This is a genomic window from Clostridium lamae, assembly GCF_033043255.1.
Lineage (GTDB): Bacteria > Bacillota > Clostridia > Clostridiales > Clostridiaceae > Clostridium > Clostridium lamae.
On record NZ_JASCQJ010000001.1, the window covers coordinates 22,497 to 40,341 of the forward strand.

Genomic DNA, 17,845 nt, shown 5'->3' on the forward strand with positions numbered 1-17,845 from the left:
AGTAATACTTAGAGAGGAGAAGATAAAGTGGCAATTAGAGTTAATAATATAGCCTTAAGTATAGATGAAGATAAAAGCTTGTTAATAAATAAAGTTTCAAAGAAATTAAGAATTCCTATGGAACAAATAAAGAGTTTAAAGATAATAAAGGAAAGTTTAGATGCTAGGAAGAAAAATGATATTAAATATGTATATTGTGTAGATATTGAACATGATAACGAAGAAAAGTTAATAAAGAAGCTTAAAGATAAGGATATAAGACTAGAGGTTCCAACGTATAACGCTGAGATTGAATTTGGAGAAAAGGAACTTAATAGCAGACCGGTAGTAGTAGGATTTGGGCCTGCAGGAATCTTTGCAGCACTTTTGTTGGCAGAAAAGGGATATAAACCTATAGTCATAGAACGTGGAGAAGATGTGGATAAAAGAACAGAGACTGTTAATAAGTTTTGGGAAACTGGAAAATTAAACACAGAATCAAATGTTCAATTTGGTGAAGGTGGTGCAGGTGCATTCTCAGATGGAAAATTAACTACTAGAATTAAAGATAATAGATGTGATTATGTTTTAAGAGAGTTGGTTAAGGCTGGAGCACCAGAAGAAATAACCTATATAGCAAAACCACATGTAGGAACTGATCTTTTAAAGGGAGTCGTAAAAAATATAAGAGAAAAAATAAAGTCTTTAGGAGGAGAAGTTCTATTTTCATCTAAATTAGAAGAAATAATAACTGAAGATGAGAAAATTAAATCAATTATAGTAAATGGTAAAGAAATGCCATGTGAAAATTTAATTCTAGCAATAGGACATAGCTCAAGGGATACATATGAAATGTTAGATAAAGTTGGTGTGTTTATGGAGCCTAAGGCTTTTGCTATAGGAGTAAGAATAGAACATCCACAAGAAGTTATAAATAAGAGTCAATACGGAGATATGTATAAAAACCCAAGACTGAAAGCGGCAGAATATAGATTAACATATCAAAGTGAAAAATTGAAAAGAGCAGTTTACTCATTTTGTATGTGTCCAGGGGGAGTAGTAGTAGCAGCAGCATCAGAAAATGAAAGATTAGTATCTAATGGTATGAGTTATCATGCTAGAGATTTAGAAAATGCAAATTCAGCGCTAGTAGTTACAGTATCTCCAGATGATTTTGAAGGAACATCTCCATTAAGGGGAATGGAATTTCAAAGATATTATGAAAATTTAGCATATAAGTTAGGTGGAGGAAGTTATAAGGCACCAGTACAATTGCTAGGGGATTTTATGGAAGATAGGATTAGTACAAAATTTGGTAGTGTTACACCAAGTTATACAGCTGGATATGTATTCGAAGATTTGAGAAAGTGTTTACCACCATATGTAATAGAAGCATTAAAGGAAGCGGTTGTTGATTTTGATAGAAAAATTAAGGGTTACGGTAACTATGACTCAATTTTAACAGGTATAGAAACAAGAACATCAGCACCAGTTAGAATAAATAGGAATGAAAACTTGCAAAGTATATCTATTAAAGGTTTGTACCCAGCTGGTGAGGGAGCTGGATTCGCTGGAGGAATAATTTCGGCAGCGGTTGATGGAATTAAGGTTGCAGAGAAAATAATAAATGAATTTAGACCAATAAAATAAAAATATGAGAAAATTCTGAAAATTAGCGTTTTCAGAATTTTTTTTGTTAGAATATAAAGTAAGAAAAGTAAATTATATAAATAAATGACAAATTTTTAACAATTAAATTTATTAAATTGGCATGGGGAGTATAAATCAACTATATGTGTAAGAGGTGTTATAATGAGTAAAAATTTTGATGATCTATTGCTAAAAGCTAATGAGATTTCTAATAAGAAGGTTGCAGTTGCAGTTGCCCAAGACGAACCAGTATTAGAAGCTATCAAGTTAGCTAAGGAAAAGGGTATTGCAGATGCAATATTAGTAGGGGATGAAGAAGAAATTAGAAAAATAGCAGAAAAAATAGGTATGAATCTTTCAGATTATGAAGTGATTAATGAAACAAATATAACAAAAGCTTCATTAGAGGCTATTAGATTAGTTTCAACTGGAAAAGCAGATATGGTTATGAAAGGATTAGTAGATACTGCTACATTTTTAAGAAGTGTACTTAATAAAGAAGTAGGATTGAGAACAGGGAAACTTATGTCTCATGTTTCAGTATTTGAAATAGAAGGAATAGATAGATTAATTCTATTAACAGATGCAGCATTTAATACTTATCCAGATTTGAAAGGAAAGGTTCAAATTATAAATAATGCAGTAGGAGTTGCTAATGCCTGCGGGATAGATATGCCAAAAGTAGCAGCTGTCTGTGCAGTAGAGGTTGTAAATCCAGATATGCCAGCAACTGTGGATGCAGCTCTATTAGCAAAGATGAATGATAGAGGGCAAATAAAAGATTGTATTGTAGATGGGCCTTTAGCACTTGATAATGCATTATCAGTAGAAGCTGCACATCATAAAGGAATAACAGGAAAAGTAGCAGGAAAAGCAGATATAATATTACTTCCTAATATAGAATCAGCAAACGTTATGTATAAAACTTTAACTTATGCATCTAAAACAAGAAATGGTGGACTTTTAGTAGGGACTTCAGCGCCAGTAATACTAACATCAAGAGCAGATAGTTTTGAAACAAAAGTAAATTCAATTGCATTAGCTGCATTAGTTGCTGAAGCAAAAAAATAATATTATTGGGGGAGATTTTATGTCAGATAATCTATTAATAATTAATCCAGGATCAACATCAACAAAAATTGGGGTTTTTAAAGGGGAAAAAGAATTATTTCAAGAGACTTTAAGACATTCATCAGAAGAAATAGCAAAGTATGAGACTATATTTGCTCAGATGGATTTTAGAAAAGATATAATATTAAATGTACTGAAAGAAAAGAATTTTGATTTAAATTCATTAGTAGCAGTAGTAGGAAGAGGCGGAATGCTAAAACCTATGGAAAGTGGAACATACATGGTCAATGATAAAATGCTTGAAGACTTAAAAATTGGGGTACAAGGACAGCATGCTTCAAATTTAGGTGGAATGCTAGCAAATAAAATAGCTGGAGAATTAAATATTCCTGCTTTTATAGTTGATCCTGTTGTTGTAGATGAACTTGATGATGTAGCTAGAGTATCAGGTGTTCCAGAATTACCAAGAGTAAGTAAATTTCATGCATTAAATCAAAAAGCAGTAGCAAAAAGATATGCAAAAGAAAACGGAGTAAAATATACAGATTTAAATATAATTGTGGTCCATATGGGGGGAGGAGTTTCAGTAGGAGCTCATAAAAATGGAAGGGTTATAGATGTTAATAATGCATTAGATGGGGAAGGTCCATTTTCACCAGAGAGAGCAGGCACTGTTCCAGTTGGAGAATTGATTAAAATGTGTTATAGTGGAAAGCTTACAGAAAGAGAAGTTTACAACAAGATTGTTGGAAAAGGTGGCTATGTAGCATATTTAAATACAAATGATGCTAGAGATGTTGAAAAACTTGTGAATGAAGGAGATAAGCAGGCTAACTTATACTTTGATGCTTTTATATATCAAGTTTCAAAAACTGTAGGAGAAATGGCAACTGTTCTAAAAGGAAATGTTGATAGAATCATTCTTACAGGAGGAATAGCCTATTCAGAAAAGGTTATAGAAGAATTAAAGAATAGAATAGGATGGATAGCAGAAATTACAGTTTATCCAGGAGAAGATGAATTATTAGCTTTAGCACAAGGAGCTCTTAGAGTTTTACAAGGAGAAGAGGAAGCTAAAGAATACATTTAATAGGTAATAGGTAATAGGTAATAGTGAATGAGTAATAGTGAATTAGAAAGTTAGGTTTGGTATATGTCTAAATGTTAATATATTTTAAGTTTTGCAAAGCAAAACATTCCTAATTTCTTCACTATTACTTCTTAACTCTTCACTATTTTGCTTTGTAAAATATTATGGTTTTAAAATTACTTTTATGCAATTATCTCTTTTGTTATCAAAAATATCATAAGAATGTTCACCATTATCTAAAGATATTCTATGAGTTATAATATCTCTAGAATCAAATTTACATCCTTAAGTATAGATTCTATTTTTTTAAATGTAGACATTTTAGCATCCATACCAACACAATCAATTACTATATCAGCACCACCCAATGCCTTTATAAACAATTGTTTTCATAAGATACTTTCCAAAATAAAATAAATTTTAATTTTATAATCTTTTAAGTACACGCTTAAATAGATAGTTTGAAAATATAAAATTATGGTAAAATTATTAAAAGGAGGGGATATTTTGATAACTTCAGAAAATATGAGAAATAGGCTAACTATGATATCAGAAATGAAAAATGAAAGTACATTTCAAGTTTTAGAATATGATAATCTACAGGGTGCTATGGACTTAAATACTGCATTACAAATAAATCAAATGAAAGAAGCATCAATTAGATTAAAGCAAGTCAGAATAATTTTAGATGATAGTGCAATTAAAATAGAAGCTGGTTCTTTGAGTTATGTGAAGGGAAATATTGAGATAGTTAATAAAACTGGTGGAATAATTGGGATGGGTAAAAAGTTCTTTTCTAGTAAAGTTACAGGTGAAGCAATGTTTAAACCTATGCTAAAAGGAACAGGAGAAGTATTTCTAGAGTCTAGCTTCGGACATTTTACATTAATTGAATTAGAAGATGAGGAAATAGTAATAGATGATGAGCTATTTTATGCTTGTGAAGAAGGCGTGGAAGTAGAACCAGTAATGCAAAAGAGTGTATCCTCTATGATATTCGGAAAAGAAGGACTATTTCAAACTAGGTTAAGTGGAAGTGGAATAGTAGTTTTAGAGATTCCAGTACCAGAAAAGGAAATACTAAGATGTAAGTTATTTAGAGATGTATTAAAGATAGATGGAAATTTTGCGATTTTAAGAAGTGGAAATATTGAATTTACAGTGGAAAAATCAGGGACAACTCTTATTGGTACTGCACTAAATGGTGAAGGTTTACTTAATGTTTATAGAGGAACTGGAGAAGTTTGGCTTGTTCCAACAGAATCAGTTTACACTAGCTTAAAGCAAAGGGGATTAAATGACTTAAAAGATATTGATGAAGAAATTATAGATGATTGATTACTTTAATCTAATATAGTTGTAAATTGTGAATAGTAAAGATATAATTTTATCTATAATAAGAATGCAAAAGATAATAATAAGAGTTGGGAGTGAGGTATTTGGGTATAGTTGAAAGCAAACTAAAGAATCCAGAACTAGATTTATTTTTTGAGGCAATTTTACAATTAAATAATATAGATGAATGTTATAATTTCTTTGAAGATGTTGCGACTATTAATGAAATAAAGGCATTAGCACAAAGGATGCATGTTGCACAATTGCTTAACGAAAAGAAGGTTTATACGGAAATAGCTGAGAAAACAGGAGCAAGCACAGCGACCATAAGCAGAGTCAATAAATGTTTAAACTATGGGGCTGGAGGCTATGAATTAATTTTAGAGAGATTAAAAAAAATTAAGAAATAATAAAGTTGTAATGTATAAACTATAAATATATACTATTATTGTGATATTATATAACCAATTGAAAAAAGAGAGGTAAAAAAAGTATGAGTAGAATGTTTGGAACAGATGGAGTTAGAGGGATTGCGAATACAGAGTTAACATCTGAAATAGCTTTTGGCTTAGGTAGAGCAGGTGCTTATGTATTAACAGAGGGAACTCATAAACCAAAAATATTAGTTGCTAAAGATACGAGAATATCAGGTGATATGTTGGAAGCTGCTTTAGTATCAGGAATATTATCAGTAGGTGCAGAAGCAGTTATATTAGGCATTGTTCCTACTCCGGCAGTAGCTCATTTAATAAGAGAGTATAATGCTGATGCTGGGATTATGATTTCAGCTTCACATAATCCAGTTGAATATAATGGAATCAAATTTTTTGATAATAAAGGGTATAAATTACCAGATGAATTAGAAGATGAAATACAAAGAGTTATAGAAAGTGGATTTGAAGGAGTTCCAAGCCCAACAGGAAATAATTTAGGAAGATCACATATTGAAGTTGGGGCACTTGATGAATATACTGAATATGCTTTATCAACTATACCTGTAGATTTAAAAGGATTAAAGGTTGCTCTAGACTGTGCAAATGGTGCTTGTTATAAGGCTGCTGTAAATGCTTTTAGAAAATTAGGTGCAGAAGTTTATGTAATAAACGATAATCCAGATGGAACTAACATAAATGAAAAGTGTGGCTCAACTCATCCAGAAGAATTACAAGAATATGTTGTTAGAAAGAAGTGTGATTTAGGTTTTGCTTTTGATGGAGATGCAGATAGATGCTTAGCTGTTGATGAAAAAGGAAACCTTATTAATGGCGACTTTATACTAATGTTATGTGCAAAACATCTTAAAGATTTAGGAAAGTTAAAAGATGATACTTTAGTAGTTACAGTAATGAGTAACTTAGGTTTAGATATTGCTTGCAAAAGAGAAAATATAAAAACTATTAAGACTAAAGTTGGAGATAGATATGTATTAGAAGAGATGGTTAAAGATGGATATGTACTAGGTGGAGAACAATCAGGACATATTATATTCTTAGACTATAATACAACTGGAGACGGATTAGTTACAGCTCTTCAAGTTGCTTCTATTAGAAAGAGAAGCGGAAAAGTTTTAAGTGAACTTTCAGGAATAATGAAAGAATTACCACAAGTATTAGTTAATGCTAAGGTTCCAAACGATAAGAAAAACATATATTTAGAAGATGAAGAAATTATTAATGAGATTAAGAAAATAGAAGAAGCTTTACATGGAGTAGGAAGAGTTTTAATAAGACCTTCAGGAACAGAGCCATTAGTTAGAGTTATGTTAGAAGGCGAAAATCAAGAGGAAATCGATAAGATGGCTCATGGATTAGCTGATTTAATATTAAGTAAAATATAAATAAAGTAAGAGTGAAAAGTTAATAATAAATAATTAAGAGAAAAGCTTAGACTAAGTCTGAGCTTTTTTTTGTAGGAATTTATAAAAATATTACTATATGAATAATTTTTAAGTGATACCCTAAATATTTGATTTAGTTTGGTAGGACTTATACCTTAGAATGAATATGAGAAGATGTTTCATTTATAAATTCCTTTCCTTCAGTATATGAGGAGATAGATATTATATTTTGGCGACTTGGAGCCTGCGACGGAGCAAAGAATATAATATCTATCTCCTTTTTATTAACAAGAATATATTTGACATTGTGGATAAGTATGGTTAATATGTGTATAATAAAAGAAAAATATGAGGTGATAAAATGAATAAAAAAATGCCAGTTTTATTTCTATCTCATGGGAGTCCAATGAACGTAGTTTTAGATAATGAATATACAAGAGCATTAACAAAACTTGGACAAGAGTTAGAAAAGCCAAAGGCAATTATTATAATTTCAGCTCATTGGAAAACTAGAGGAACATATATAACATATAGCAAAAAACCAAGACAAATTTATGATTTTTATGGATTTCCAGAGGAAATATATAATATAAAATATGAACCAACAGGTGGTCAAGAGTATGCTAAGATAATAGTCAATGAATTAAAAGAAGAGGGAGCAGAGCTTACAGACGAATGGGGATTAGATCATGCTGCATGGGGAGTATTGAAATATGTTTATCCAGAGGCTAATATACCTACATTTGAAATAAGCTTAAATGCACAATTGCTAGAAGAGAAGCATTATAGAATAGGTAAAAAGCTATCTAAGTTCAGAGAAGAAGGAATATTAATTATAGGTAGTGGAGATATAGTTCATAATTTAAGATTAGCTGATTATGATACTTATGGAAAACCACATGAATGGGCAGAAGCCTTTGATGATTATATTGTTAATGCAATTAAAAATTATGATCATGAAAAATTAATTAACTATAAAGCTTTGGGTGATATATCAAAGCTGGCAGTTCCAACGGATGAGCATTTCTTGCCAATATTATATGTAGCAGGGGCACAAGAAAAAGACGATAAGGTAGAAGTGATTCATAGAAGTATTCAAAATGCTTCTGTTTCAATGACTTGTATTAAGATAGGATAGATTAGGGATAAAAGTTAATTATTATTTGATTAATTAGAATAGTTCTTATAAAATTTTAATATATATGTCTTATATACGAAGAGATTTATATAAGATGTAAAATAAATGCGAAAATAATTTGCTAAAATTTCTATATAAAATATATAATAAAAATATAAATAGCAAGAAAAAGGTATCGATTTAAAAATAATTACTTGAAATAATTAACAAATTATCAATATTAAGCATTCAAAGCATTAATAAAAAAGCGATTTGTCAAAGTTTTCTTAAAATTATTGACAGTTAAGGAAATGGATAGTAAAATTTTAGCAATACGAAAATTTAATAAGACCGTATGATTATAAATGCAATGAAGGAGACCTTTATTTAGATTAAAAGTTTCAGAGAGTCCATGGCAGGTGTGAATGGATACTTTACTAAGTAATAATCACTCTAGAGCAGTGTCCAGAAAGTACAATGATGTACAAGTAAGCGATAACCGGTAAGCACCGTTAAAGGCAAGGGTTTGTTAGAACCTAGTGATTGTATAAATTAAGGCGGAATTATATACCACCATAATGATTCTCTCATTAAGGGTGGTTTTTTTACACAATTTTTTAAAAAGGGGGCTAAAAATTGGAAAGACATGTATTATCTGTATTAGTTAGGAATTCATCTGGGGTCTTAACTAGAGTTTCAGGGTTATTTGCAAGGCGTGGATTTAACATCGATAGTTTAACAGTAGGAAGAACTGAGAATCCAGAAATATCAAGAATGACTATAGTATTAATGGGAAATGATGATGTCTTAGAACAATTTACAAAACAACTTAATAAGTTAGAAGATGTTCTAAGAGTGCACGAATTAGAGTCAGAATATTCTGTCTATAGAGAACTAGTATTAATAAAAGTAAAGGCATCACCAGAAAAAAGAGGGTCAATAAATGAAGTAGTAAAAATATTCAGAAGTAAGATAATAGATGTGGCCCATAATACTGTAACAATAGAACTAACAGGTGATGACAGTAAGATTAGTGCTTTAATAGAACTTATGGATGACTATGGAATTGTAGAAATAGTTAGGACAGGAATAGCTGCTCTAGAAAGAGGAGACAAGGATATTACTAATTATGGACAATACTTTAATTAATGCATAATGCAAAATTAATGCGTAATGCATAATGCAAAATGCATAATTGAGGAATAAACTCCAAAGGAGTTTAGAAAGCTTCATAATTCAGCTATGCTGAATTATGACATAAATTATCCATTATGCATTATCCATTATTAATTATTATAAGGGGGCAGGCAATGAGCAAAAGGTGTATAGAAATCTTTGATTCTACATTAAGGGATGGGGCACAAGGTGAGGATATCTCATTTTCTCTTGAGGACAAGATAAAGATTGCTATTGCTTTAGATAAACTGGGGGTTTCTTATATAGAAGCTGGTAATCCTGGATCTAATCCAAAGGATATGGAGTTTTTCAAGCGTATGAAGGAAGTGAAGCTTGAGAATTCAAAATTATCAGCATTTGGGGCAACAAGAAAAGCTAATATAAAAGCTGAATCTGATAACAATATAAAAAGTTTATTAAAAGCTGATACAGATGTAGTAGTAATTTTCGGTAAGACTTGGGATTTTCAAGTTAAGAAGATATTGAAAACTTCATTAGAAGAAAATTTAAATATGATAAAGGACTCTATAAGTTATTTAAAAAGTCATAATAAAGAAGTTATATTCGATGCTGAACATTTTTTTGACGGATATAAGGCTAATCGTGAATATGCTATTAAAACATTAATTTCAGCGAGGGAAGCTGGGGCAGATGTAGTAGTACTTTGTGATACTAATGGTGGAACATTAACTTCAGAAATTAAAGAAATTGTAGATGATGTAGTATCTTCAATAGGTGGCAAGATAGGAATTCATTGTCACAATGACATAGGAATGGCTGTATCAAATTCAATAATAGCTGTAGAAGGTGGTGTATCTCACGTACAAGGAACCTTTATAGGTGTTGGTGAAAGATGCGGGAATGCAAATTTATCAACTATAATACCGACATTGCAATTAAAGCTTGGATATGAAGTTATACCTGAGAATAAAATATTAGAACTTACGAAAACAGCAAAATATATTTCAGAGATATCTAATATCAAACTTTTAGACAATATGCCATATGTTGGAGCATCAGCTTTTGCGCATAAAGGTGGAATGCATATAGATGCAATTTTTAAAACACCAGAATCCTATGAGCATATAAAACCAGAGATTGTTGGAAATGATAGAAGATTCTTAGTTTCTGAGGTGAGTGGAAAAAGCACAGTTTTAAAGGAAATTCAAAAAATATTTCCTAATATAACTAGAGAAAGCGATGAGGTTAGTAAAATAACTAATAGACTTAAGGAACTAGAATATGAGGGATATAAATTTGAAGGGGCTGAAGGTACAGTAGAGCTTTTGATTAGAAAGACGATTGGTAAGTATAAGCCTTTCTTTGAACTAAAACATTTTAAAACAATTGGGGAGCAATCATGGAATACAAAGGACTTTAATTCAACAGCCCTAATAAACGTGATAGTTGAAGGGAAAAATAAAATGACAGCAGCTGAAGGTGATGGTCCAGTCAATGCTTTAGATAAGGCACTAAGAGAAGCACTTGAAAGCTTTTATCCACAATTGAAAGAAGTAAGACTTATAGATTATAAGGTTAGAGTCTTAGATTCAGAAAGCGCTACAGGTGCAAAAGTAAGAGTGTTGATAGAGTCAACAGATGGGGTAGAGAACTGGAGTACTGTTGGGGTATCTAGAGATGTTGTACAAGCCAGTTTAACAGCACTAGTTGATTCGATTGAATATAAATTGATAAAAGATATAGAAAAGAAAATAAAAACTTATTTTTAAAAAGGGGGACTAAAAACATGGGAATGACTATGACTCAAAAAATTCTTGCAGCCCATTCAGGGTTAGAAAGTGTAAAGGCTGGGCAGTTAATTGAAGCTGATTTAGATTTAGTCTTAGGTAATGATATTACTTCACCAGTAGCAGTTAATGAATTTTATAAATTAAAATTAGAAAAGGTATTTGACAATGAAAAGGTAGCAATAGTACCTGATCATTTTACTCCTAATAAAGATATAAAGGCAGCAGAGCAAAATAAGATGATAAGAGAGTTTGCGAAGGAAAAGGATATAACTAATTATTTTGATGTTGGAGAAATGGGAATTGAACATTGTTTAATTCCAGAAAAAGGGCTAGTAGTTGCTGGTGATGTTGCAATTGGGGCAGATTCACATACATGCACTTATGGAGCTCTAGGTGCTTTCTCAACAGGAATAGGGTCTACAGACATGGCAGCCGGTATGGCTATTGGAAAATGTTGGTTTAAAGTTCCTTCAGCTATAAAATTTGTTTTAAAGAATAAGCCAGCTAAATGGGTAAGCGGTAAAGATATAATTCTTCATATAATCGGAATGATTGGTGTTGATGGAGCTTTGTATAGATCAATGGAGTTCTTCGGAGATGGTATAAAGTATCTTTCAATAGATGATAGATTTACGATGGCAAATATGGCTATTGAAGCAGGTGGGAAAAATGGAATATTCCCTGTAGATGATGTAACTATTGAATATTTAAAGGAACATTCAGATAGAGAATGGAAAGTTTATGAAGCTGATGAAGATGCTGAATATGACGAAGTTTATGAAATAGATTTAAGTACATTAAAGCCAACGGTAGCATTTCCGCATCTACCAGAAAATACAAGGCCAATTGATGAAGTTGGGGAAGTAGAAGTAGATCAAGTAGTTATAGGGTCTTGCACAAATGGTAGAATTTCAGATTTAAGGATTGCAAGAGATATAATAAAGGGAAAGAAAATTAAAAAAGGAATTAGATGTATTGTATTCCCTGGAACTCAAAAAATATACCTTCAAGCTTTAGAAGAAGGGATAATAAAAGATTTAGTAGAGGCTGGGGCAATATTCTCAACATCAACTTGCGGGCCATGCTTAGGAGGACATATGGGAATCCTAGCAAAAGGAGAAAGAGCAGTTTCGACCACAAATAGAAACTTCGTGGGAAGAATGGGACATGTTGAATCAGAAGTGTACCTAGCGAGTCCAGCAGTCGCAGCAGCATCAGCACTTACTGGGAAAATAACAAACCCAGAAGCAGTATAGATAATGCGTAATGCATAATGCGCAATGCATAATCAAGGAGAAAACTCCAAAGGAGTTTTAGAAAATGAAAGAATGAAGTTTCTCTTTTGCTAACGCAAAATTGAAATGAAGAAATGAAAGAATTATGGATGAAATTCCTTCGGAATTTCTATTAAGCAATAATAAATGGGAAACATAAAAATGAAAAAATTAAAGAATGAAAAAATAACAGAAAAAAATTTCATTTTTTAATTATTCATTCTTCCCATTACTAAAAAGGGGGATTTTAAATGAAAGCAAAAGGTAGAGTTTTCAAATATGGAGATAATGTTGATACAGATGTAATAATTCCAGCAAGGTATTTAAATACTTCTGATCCGAAGGAATTAGCTACACACTGTATGGAAGATATAGATAAAGAATTTACAAATAAGGTTCAAAAGGGTGATATTATAGTTGCAAATAAAAACTTTGGATGTGGTTCATCTAGAGAACATGCTCCTATAGCTATAAGAGAAAGTGGAGTAAGTTGTGTAATAGCATCAACATTTGCAAGAATATTTTATAGAAATGCAATAAATATAGGATTACCTATATTGGAGTGTGATGAAGCAGTTAAATCAATAGATGCAGGAGATGAATTAGATATAGATTTTACAACAGGGACAATTAAAAATCTTACTAAGAATCAAGAATATCAGGGAGAGCCATTCCCAGAGTTTATGCAAAATATAATTAATTGCGGTGGGTTAGTAAACTACATTAAAAGCAAGCAATAAAGTAAATGAATAATGCGTAATGCACAATGCATAATTAATGAATAAACTCCTTCGGAGTTTAGGAAATTTCATAATTCAGCTCGCTGAATTATTTCAACAATTATCAATTATGCATTATCCATTATTAATTAATAAACGGGGGTTATTTAGATGAATTATAAAATAGCAGTAATACCAGGGGATGGAATTGGTCCAGAGGTTGTGGAACAAACTGTGAATGTTTTAAATTGTGTTGGGGATAAATTTAATCATACTTTTGAATATGAGTATTTATTAGCAGGGGGATGTGCTATAGATGAGAAAGGCACACCTTTGCCGGAAGAAACTTTAGAAGCTTGCAAAAAGGCAGATGCAGTATTGCTTGGGGCTGTGGGGGGACCTAAGTGGGATGATCCAAATGCAAAGGTTAGACCAGAGCAAGCATTACTTGGATTAAGAGGTGGTATGAATTTATATTGCAACTTAAGACCAGCATTACTATATGCACCATTAAAGGATGCATCACCACTTAAGGATAGCATAATTGGTGATGGAATAGATATATGTGTAGTTAGAGAATTAACTGGTGGAATATATTTTGGGGAAAGAGGAAGAGAAGAAGTAGACGGAGTTAAAGGTGCTTATGATACTGAAAGATATAATGTAAATGAAGTAAGGAGAATAGCTAAGATTGCCTTTGAAACAGCTATGAAAAGGGATAAAAAACTTACAAGTGTTGATAAAGCAAATATATTAGAAACTTCAAGACTTTGGAGAAGTGTTATAGAAGAAGTTTCTAGAGATTATCCAGAAGTTCATGTTAATCACATGTATGTGGATAATGCTGCTATGCAATTAGTAAGAGATCCAAAGCAATTTGATGTAATAGTTACTTCTAATATGTTTGGTGATATTTTATCAGATGAAGCAAGTATGATAACTGGATCTATTGGTATGTTGCCATCAGCATCTTTAGGGGAAGGAAAGCTTGGAATGTATGAGCCTATACATGGCAGTGCACCTGATATAGCAGGAAAGGGAGTAGCCAATCCTTTAGCAACTATACTTTCTGCAGCAATGATGCTAAGATATAGCTTCAATTTAGAAGATGAAGCAAAGGTTATAGAAGCAGCAGTAGTTAGGGTTTTAGAAGAGGGATATAGAACTGGGGATATAATGAGTGATGGAATGAAGCTAGTTGGCACTAGTGAGATAGGGAAATTAGTATTAAAAAATATATAAAATGAGAGGTGAAATATATGAGGAGTGACGTAATGAAAAAAGGCCCACAAAGGGCACCACATAGATCTTTATTGAAGGCAACAGGTTTGACTGATGAGGAAATAAATAAACCATTAATAGGTGTTGTAACCTCACAAAATGATATAATAGCAGGTCATATAAATTTAGATAAAATAGTTGAGTCAGTAAAAAAAGGAGTACTAATAGCAGGAGGAACTCCAATAGTATTTCCTACAATAGGTGTTTGTGATGGAATTGCAATGGGACATGAAGGAATGAGATATTCTTTAGTTACAAGAGAACTTATAGCGGATACTATTGAATGTATGGTTAAGGCACATGCATTTGATGCCTTAGTAATGATTCCAAATTGCGATAAGATTGTACCAGGTATGATGATGGCTGCTTTAAGACTTAATATACCAGCAATCGTTATAAGTGGTGGACCAATGCTTGCAGGTAAGTTCAAAGGCAAGGATGTATCACTATCAACAATGTTTGAAGCAGTTGGTGCATTTGAAAATGGTACTATGCTAGAAGGTGATTTATGTGATATGGAAAATAAAGCGTGTCCAACATGTGGATCATGTTCTGGAATGTTTACAGCTAATTCAATGAACTGTTTAGCAGAAGTATTAGGATTAGGTTTACCTGGAAATGGAACAATACCAGCAGTATATTCAGAAAGAATGAGACTTGCTAAATATGCAGGTATGAGAATAATGGATTTATTAGAAAAGGATATTAAACCAAGAGATATAGTTAATGAAAAGTCAATAAGAAATGCATTAACTGTAGATATGGCTTTAGGATGTTCAACTAATAGTGTTCTTCATTTAACAGCCATTGCTAATGAAGCAAAGGTAGATTTGAATCTAGATATGATAAATGAAGTATCAGAAATAACTCCTAATCTTTGCAGATTAGCACCAGCTTCAGATACTCATATTGAGGAATTATATTGGGCTGGCGGAATTCAAGCAGTTATGAAGGAACTTTCAAAGAAAGATCTTTTAGATTTAGATTGTGTAACAGTTACATCAAAAACTCATAAGGAAAACTTAGTGGGAGTAGAAGTTCTTGATTACAATATTATTAAGAGTATAGAGGAGCCATTTAGTTCAACTGGTGGAATAAGGGTATTAAAAGGGAATTTAGCAGCAGATGGAGCAGTAGTTAAAAAATCAGCAGTATTGGAAGAAATGTTAGTGCATAAAGGACCAGCAAGAGTATTTGATTTAGAAGAAGATGCTATTGCTGCAATTCTTTCTAAGAAGATAGTAAAAGGTGATGTTGTAGTAATAAGATATGAGGGACCTAAGGGTGGCCCTGGTATGAGAGAAATGTTATCACCTACATCAGCAATTGCAGGAATGGGATTAGATAAATATGTTGCATTAATAACTGATGGAAGATTCAGTGGAGCCACTAAAGGCGCTGCAATAGGACATATTTCACCAGAAGCAGCTGAAGGTGGCGTTATAGGATTAGTAGAAGAAGGAGATATTATCTCAATAGATATACCAAATGGAAAATTAGAACTATTAGTAGATGATGAAGTTTTAGAAGAAAGAAGAAAGAACTTCAAACCACTACCACCAAAGGTAACAGAAGGGTATTTAGCAAGATATGCTAAGCTAGTAAGCTCAGCTAGCACAGGGGCAATATTAAAATAATTATATAATGCGTAATGCATAATGCATAATACTTAATTGAGGTAAAAACTCCTTCGGAGTTTTAGAAAATGAAAGAACTTATTGCTTACGCAAAATGCATAATGCGTAATGGATAATGCACAATTAATGTATAAACTCCTTCGGAGTTTAGAAAATTTATTAATTCAGCTTTGCTGAATTATTTCCACAATTATCAATTATGCATTACGCATTATCAATTAGAAAGAGGGGGCTATTTATGATCATAACAGGAGCTGAAATTTTAATAAAATCCCTTTTAGATGAGGGTGTTGATACAATATTTGGATATCCAGGCGGTGCCGTTCTTAATATATATGACGAGCTTTATAAGTATAGGGAGAAGATTACTCATATATTAACAGCTCATGAGCAAGGAGCTTCTCATGCTGCTGATGGATATGCAAGGGCTACTGGAAAAGTTGGAGTTTGTTTAGCGACTTCTGGACCAGGAGCAACTAATTTAGTTACTGGTATTGCTACTGCATATATGGACTCTATTCCTATAGTTGCTATCACAGGGAATGTAACTAGGCCACTATTAGGAAAGGATAGTTTCCAAGAAGTAGATATTGCTGGAATAACAATGCCTATAACTAAGCATAATTATATCGTTAAAGATGTTAATGATTTACAAAGGATAATTAAAGAAGCCTTCTATATAGCAAAAGAAGGAAGGCCAGGACCTGTATTAATAGATATACCTAAAGATATAACAGCAGCTAAAGCAATATACGAACCGATAATTCCTAAAGCTATTGAAAGAAGAACTAAGCATATAACTAAAGAGGCATTAGAAAGTGTTGCAAAATTAATTAATGAAGCAGAAAACCCATTTATATATGCAGGGGGAGGAGTTGTTGCATCAGGAGCTTATGAAGAGCTTAAAGAAATAGTTAATAAAATAAATTCGCCAATTGCAACTTCTCTAATGGCCATGTCATCATTTCCATATAATCATCCATTATTTACGGGAATGATAGGAATGCATGGAAGTAAAGCTTCTAATATATTAGCAAGTAATTGTGATTTATTAATTAATCTTGGTGCAAGATTTAGTGATAGGGTTATAAGTAATAATAAGCAGATTAAAAATGCAAAGATAATTCATATAGATGTAGACCCAGCAGAAATAAATAAAAATGTAAAAGTAGATGCTTTCGTAGTTGGAGATTTAAAAATAGTACTTCAAAGGCTAATACCACTTCTTAAAGAAAAGAAGAATGAAGAATGGCTTAAAAAGATGAGAGAGCTTAAGAGCTTAAATGTGCAAGATACATCTGAAACAGGAGAGTTAACTCCAGAGTTTTTATTTAGAAAGTTAAGTGAGTTAGATGATGGAAGGTTTGTCCTTACAACAGAAGTAGGACAACATCAAATGTGGACTTCACAATTCTTTAAATTCAAGACACCTAGAACATTTATATCATCAGGAGGTCTTGGAACTATGGGATATGGTCTAGGGGCTTCGATAGGGGCTCAAATGGCATTAAAGGATAAGCAAGTAATTAATATTTCTGGTGATGGAAGCTTTGGAATGAACTGTAATGAATTAGCAACAGCCGCTAAAAATAATTTACCTATAATAGTTATAATAGTAAATAACAATTCATTAGGAATGGTTAGACAGTGGCAAAACTTTTTCTATGAAGGAAGGTATTCATCAACAACTTTAAATAGTACAACTGATTTTGTAAAAGTAGCAGAAGCGTTTGGGGGGAAGGGATATAGAGTATTCGAAAAAGAGGAGTTTGCACCTGTTTTCAAGGAGGCTTTAGAGTATAATGGACCTGTTGTAATAGACTATGTTATACACAACGATAAAAAAGTATTTCCAATGGTCGCACCAGGTGCACCAATTAATCAAATAATTAGCGAAGATGATGTTTAAATAATAGGGGGTTAGTCAA

The 17,845-nt window shown here is 32.1% G+C and carries 14 protein-coding genes and 1 pseudogene; 14 read left to right on the top strand and 1 reads right to left on the bottom strand.

The window, feature by feature from the left end:
• Positions 1-27 precede the first annotated feature (27 nt).
• The 3 genes from QK892_RS00105 (at position 28) to buk (ending at position 3,790) form a co-directional block, all read left to right on the top strand.
• A complete protein-coding gene (locus QK892_RS00105) occupies positions 28-1,629 on the top strand; it encodes an NAD(P)/FAD-dependent oxidoreductase (RefSeq protein WP_317271482.1) in 1,602 nt (533 codons plus the stop codon).
• A gap of 162 nt (positions 1,630-1,791) precedes the next feature.
• The gene (gene ptb, locus QK892_RS00110; RefSeq protein ID WP_317271483.1) at positions 1,792-2,700 is read left to right on the top strand and encodes a phosphate butyryltransferase; all 909 of its coding nucleotides are present in this window, start codon (positions 1,792-1,794) and stop codon (positions 2,698-2,700) included.
• Between the two features lie 19 nt (positions 2,701-2,719).
• Positions 2,720-3,790 (top strand): butyrate kinase, encoded by a 1,071-nt coding sequence (gene buk, locus QK892_RS00115; protein WP_317271484.1) that lies wholly within the window; start codon positions 2,720-2,722, stop codon positions 3,788-3,790.
• 162 nt (positions 3,791-3,952) lie between these two features.
• Here buk and QK892_RS00120 read toward each other — a convergent pair.
• Positions 3,953-4,155 (bottom strand): annotated as a pseudogene (locus QK892_RS00120) (hypothetical protein); the annotation flags it as partial.
• Between the two features lie 142 nt (positions 4,156-4,297).
• Here QK892_RS00120 and QK892_RS00125 point away from each other — a divergent pair.
• The 11 genes from QK892_RS00125 to ilvB all read left to right on the top strand — a co-directional run bounded on the left by QK892_RS00125 (position 4,298) and on the right by ilvB (position 17,826).
• Positions 4,298-5,128, top strand: coding sequence for an AIM24 family protein (locus tag QK892_RS00125; RefSeq protein ID WP_317271485.1), 831 nt, complete (start codon positions 4,298-4,300; stop codon positions 5,126-5,128).
• A gap of 101 nt (positions 5,129-5,229) precedes the next feature.
• Positions 5,230-5,535 carry a YerC/YecD family TrpR-related protein gene (locus QK892_RS00130; protein ID WP_394854990.1) on the top strand — a complete coding sequence of 102 codons (306 nt, stop codon included), beginning with the start codon at positions 5,230-5,232 and terminating at the stop codon, positions 5,533-5,535.
• A gap of 83 nt (positions 5,536-5,618) precedes the next feature.
• A complete protein-coding gene (gene glmM / locus QK892_RS00135) occupies positions 5,619-6,962 on the top strand; it encodes a phosphoglucosamine mutase (RefSeq protein WP_317271486.1) in 1,344 nt (447 codons plus the stop codon).
• A gap of 361 nt (positions 6,963-7,323) precedes the next feature.
• A complete protein-coding gene (gene ygiD, locus QK892_RS00140; RefSeq protein ID WP_317271487.1) occupies positions 7,324-8,100 on the top strand; it encodes a 4,5-DOPA-extradiol-dioxygenase in 777 nt (258 codons plus the stop codon).
• Positions 8,101-8,715: 615 nt separating this feature from the next.
• Positions 8,716-9,228, top strand: coding sequence for an acetolactate synthase small subunit (gene ilvN, locus QK892_RS00145; RefSeq protein WP_317271488.1), 513 nt, complete (start codon positions 8,716-8,718; stop codon positions 9,226-9,228).
• A 161-nt stretch (positions 9,229-9,389) separates the two neighbouring features.
• Positions 9,390-10,985 (top strand): citramalate synthase, encoded by a 1,596-nt coding sequence (cimA, locus tag QK892_RS00150; RefSeq protein ID WP_317271489.1) that lies wholly within the window; start codon positions 9,390-9,392, stop codon positions 10,983-10,985.
• Positions 10,986-11,002: 17 nt separating this feature from the next.
• The gene (gene leuC, locus QK892_RS00155) at positions 11,003-12,262 is read left to right on the top strand and encodes a 3-isopropylmalate dehydratase large subunit (RefSeq protein ID WP_317271490.1); all 1,260 of its coding nucleotides are present in this window, start codon (positions 11,003-11,005) and stop codon (positions 12,260-12,262) included.
• Between the two features lie 269 nt (positions 12,263-12,531).
• Entirely contained in the window at positions 12,532-13,020 is a 489-nt protein-coding gene (gene leuD, locus QK892_RS00160; RefSeq protein WP_317271491.1) for a 3-isopropylmalate dehydratase small subunit, read from the top strand.
• Positions 13,021-13,170: 150 nt separating this feature from the next.
• The gene (leuB, locus tag QK892_RS00165; RefSeq protein WP_317271492.1) at positions 13,171-14,241 is read left to right on the top strand and encodes a 3-isopropylmalate dehydrogenase; all 1,071 of its coding nucleotides are present in this window, start codon (positions 13,171-13,173) and stop codon (positions 14,239-14,241) included.
• A gap of 17 nt (positions 14,242-14,258) precedes the next feature.
• Positions 14,259-15,917, top strand: coding sequence for a dihydroxy-acid dehydratase (ilvD, locus tag QK892_RS00170; RefSeq protein ID WP_317271493.1), 1,659 nt, complete (start codon positions 14,259-14,261; stop codon positions 15,915-15,917).
• Positions 15,918-16,155: 238 nt separating this feature from the next.
• The gene (ilvB, locus tag QK892_RS00175) at positions 16,156-17,826 is read left to right on the top strand and encodes a biosynthetic-type acetolactate synthase large subunit (RefSeq protein WP_317271494.1); all 1,671 of its coding nucleotides are present in this window, start codon (positions 16,156-16,158) and stop codon (positions 17,824-17,826) included.
• Positions 17,827-17,845: the final 19 nt, after the last annotated feature.

What these genes read in the sequence shown, in the direction of transcription:
- ptb (WP_317271483.1), top strand. Translation starts at nt 1,792, where the DNA reads ATGAGTAAAAATTTTGATGATCTATTGCTAAAAGCTAATGAGATTTCT.
- buk (WP_317271484.1), top strand. Translation starts at nt 2,720, where the DNA reads ATGTCAGATAATCTATTAATAATTAATCCAGGATCAACATCAACAAAA.
- glmM (WP_317271486.1), top strand. Translation starts at nt 5,619, where the DNA reads ATGAGTAGAATGTTTGGAACAGATGGAGTTAGAGGGATTGCGAATACA.
- ygiD (WP_317271487.1), top strand. Translation starts at nt 7,324, where the DNA reads ATGAATAAAAAAATGCCAGTTTTATTTCTATCTCATGGGAGTCCAATG.
- cimA (WP_317271489.1), top strand. Translation starts at nt 9,390, where the DNA reads ATGAGCAAAAGGTGTATAGAAATCTTTGATTCTACATTAAGGGATGGG.
- leuC (WP_317271490.1), top strand. Translation starts at nt 11,003, where the DNA reads ATGGGAATGACTATGACTCAAAAAATTCTTGCAGCCCATTCAGGGTTA.
- leuD (WP_317271491.1), top strand. Translation starts at nt 12,532, where the DNA reads ATGAAAGCAAAAGGTAGAGTTTTCAAATATGGAGATAATGTTGATACA.
- leuB (WP_317271492.1), top strand. Translation starts at nt 13,171, where the DNA reads ATGAATTATAAAATAGCAGTAATACCAGGGGATGGAATTGGTCCAGAG.
- ilvD (WP_317271493.1), top strand. Translation starts at nt 14,259, where the DNA reads ATGAGGAGTGACGTAATGAAAAAAGGCCCACAAAGGGCACCACATAGA.
- ilvB (WP_317271494.1), top strand. Translation starts at nt 16,156, where the DNA reads ATGATCATAACAGGAGCTGAAATTTTAATAAAATCCCTTTTAGATGAG.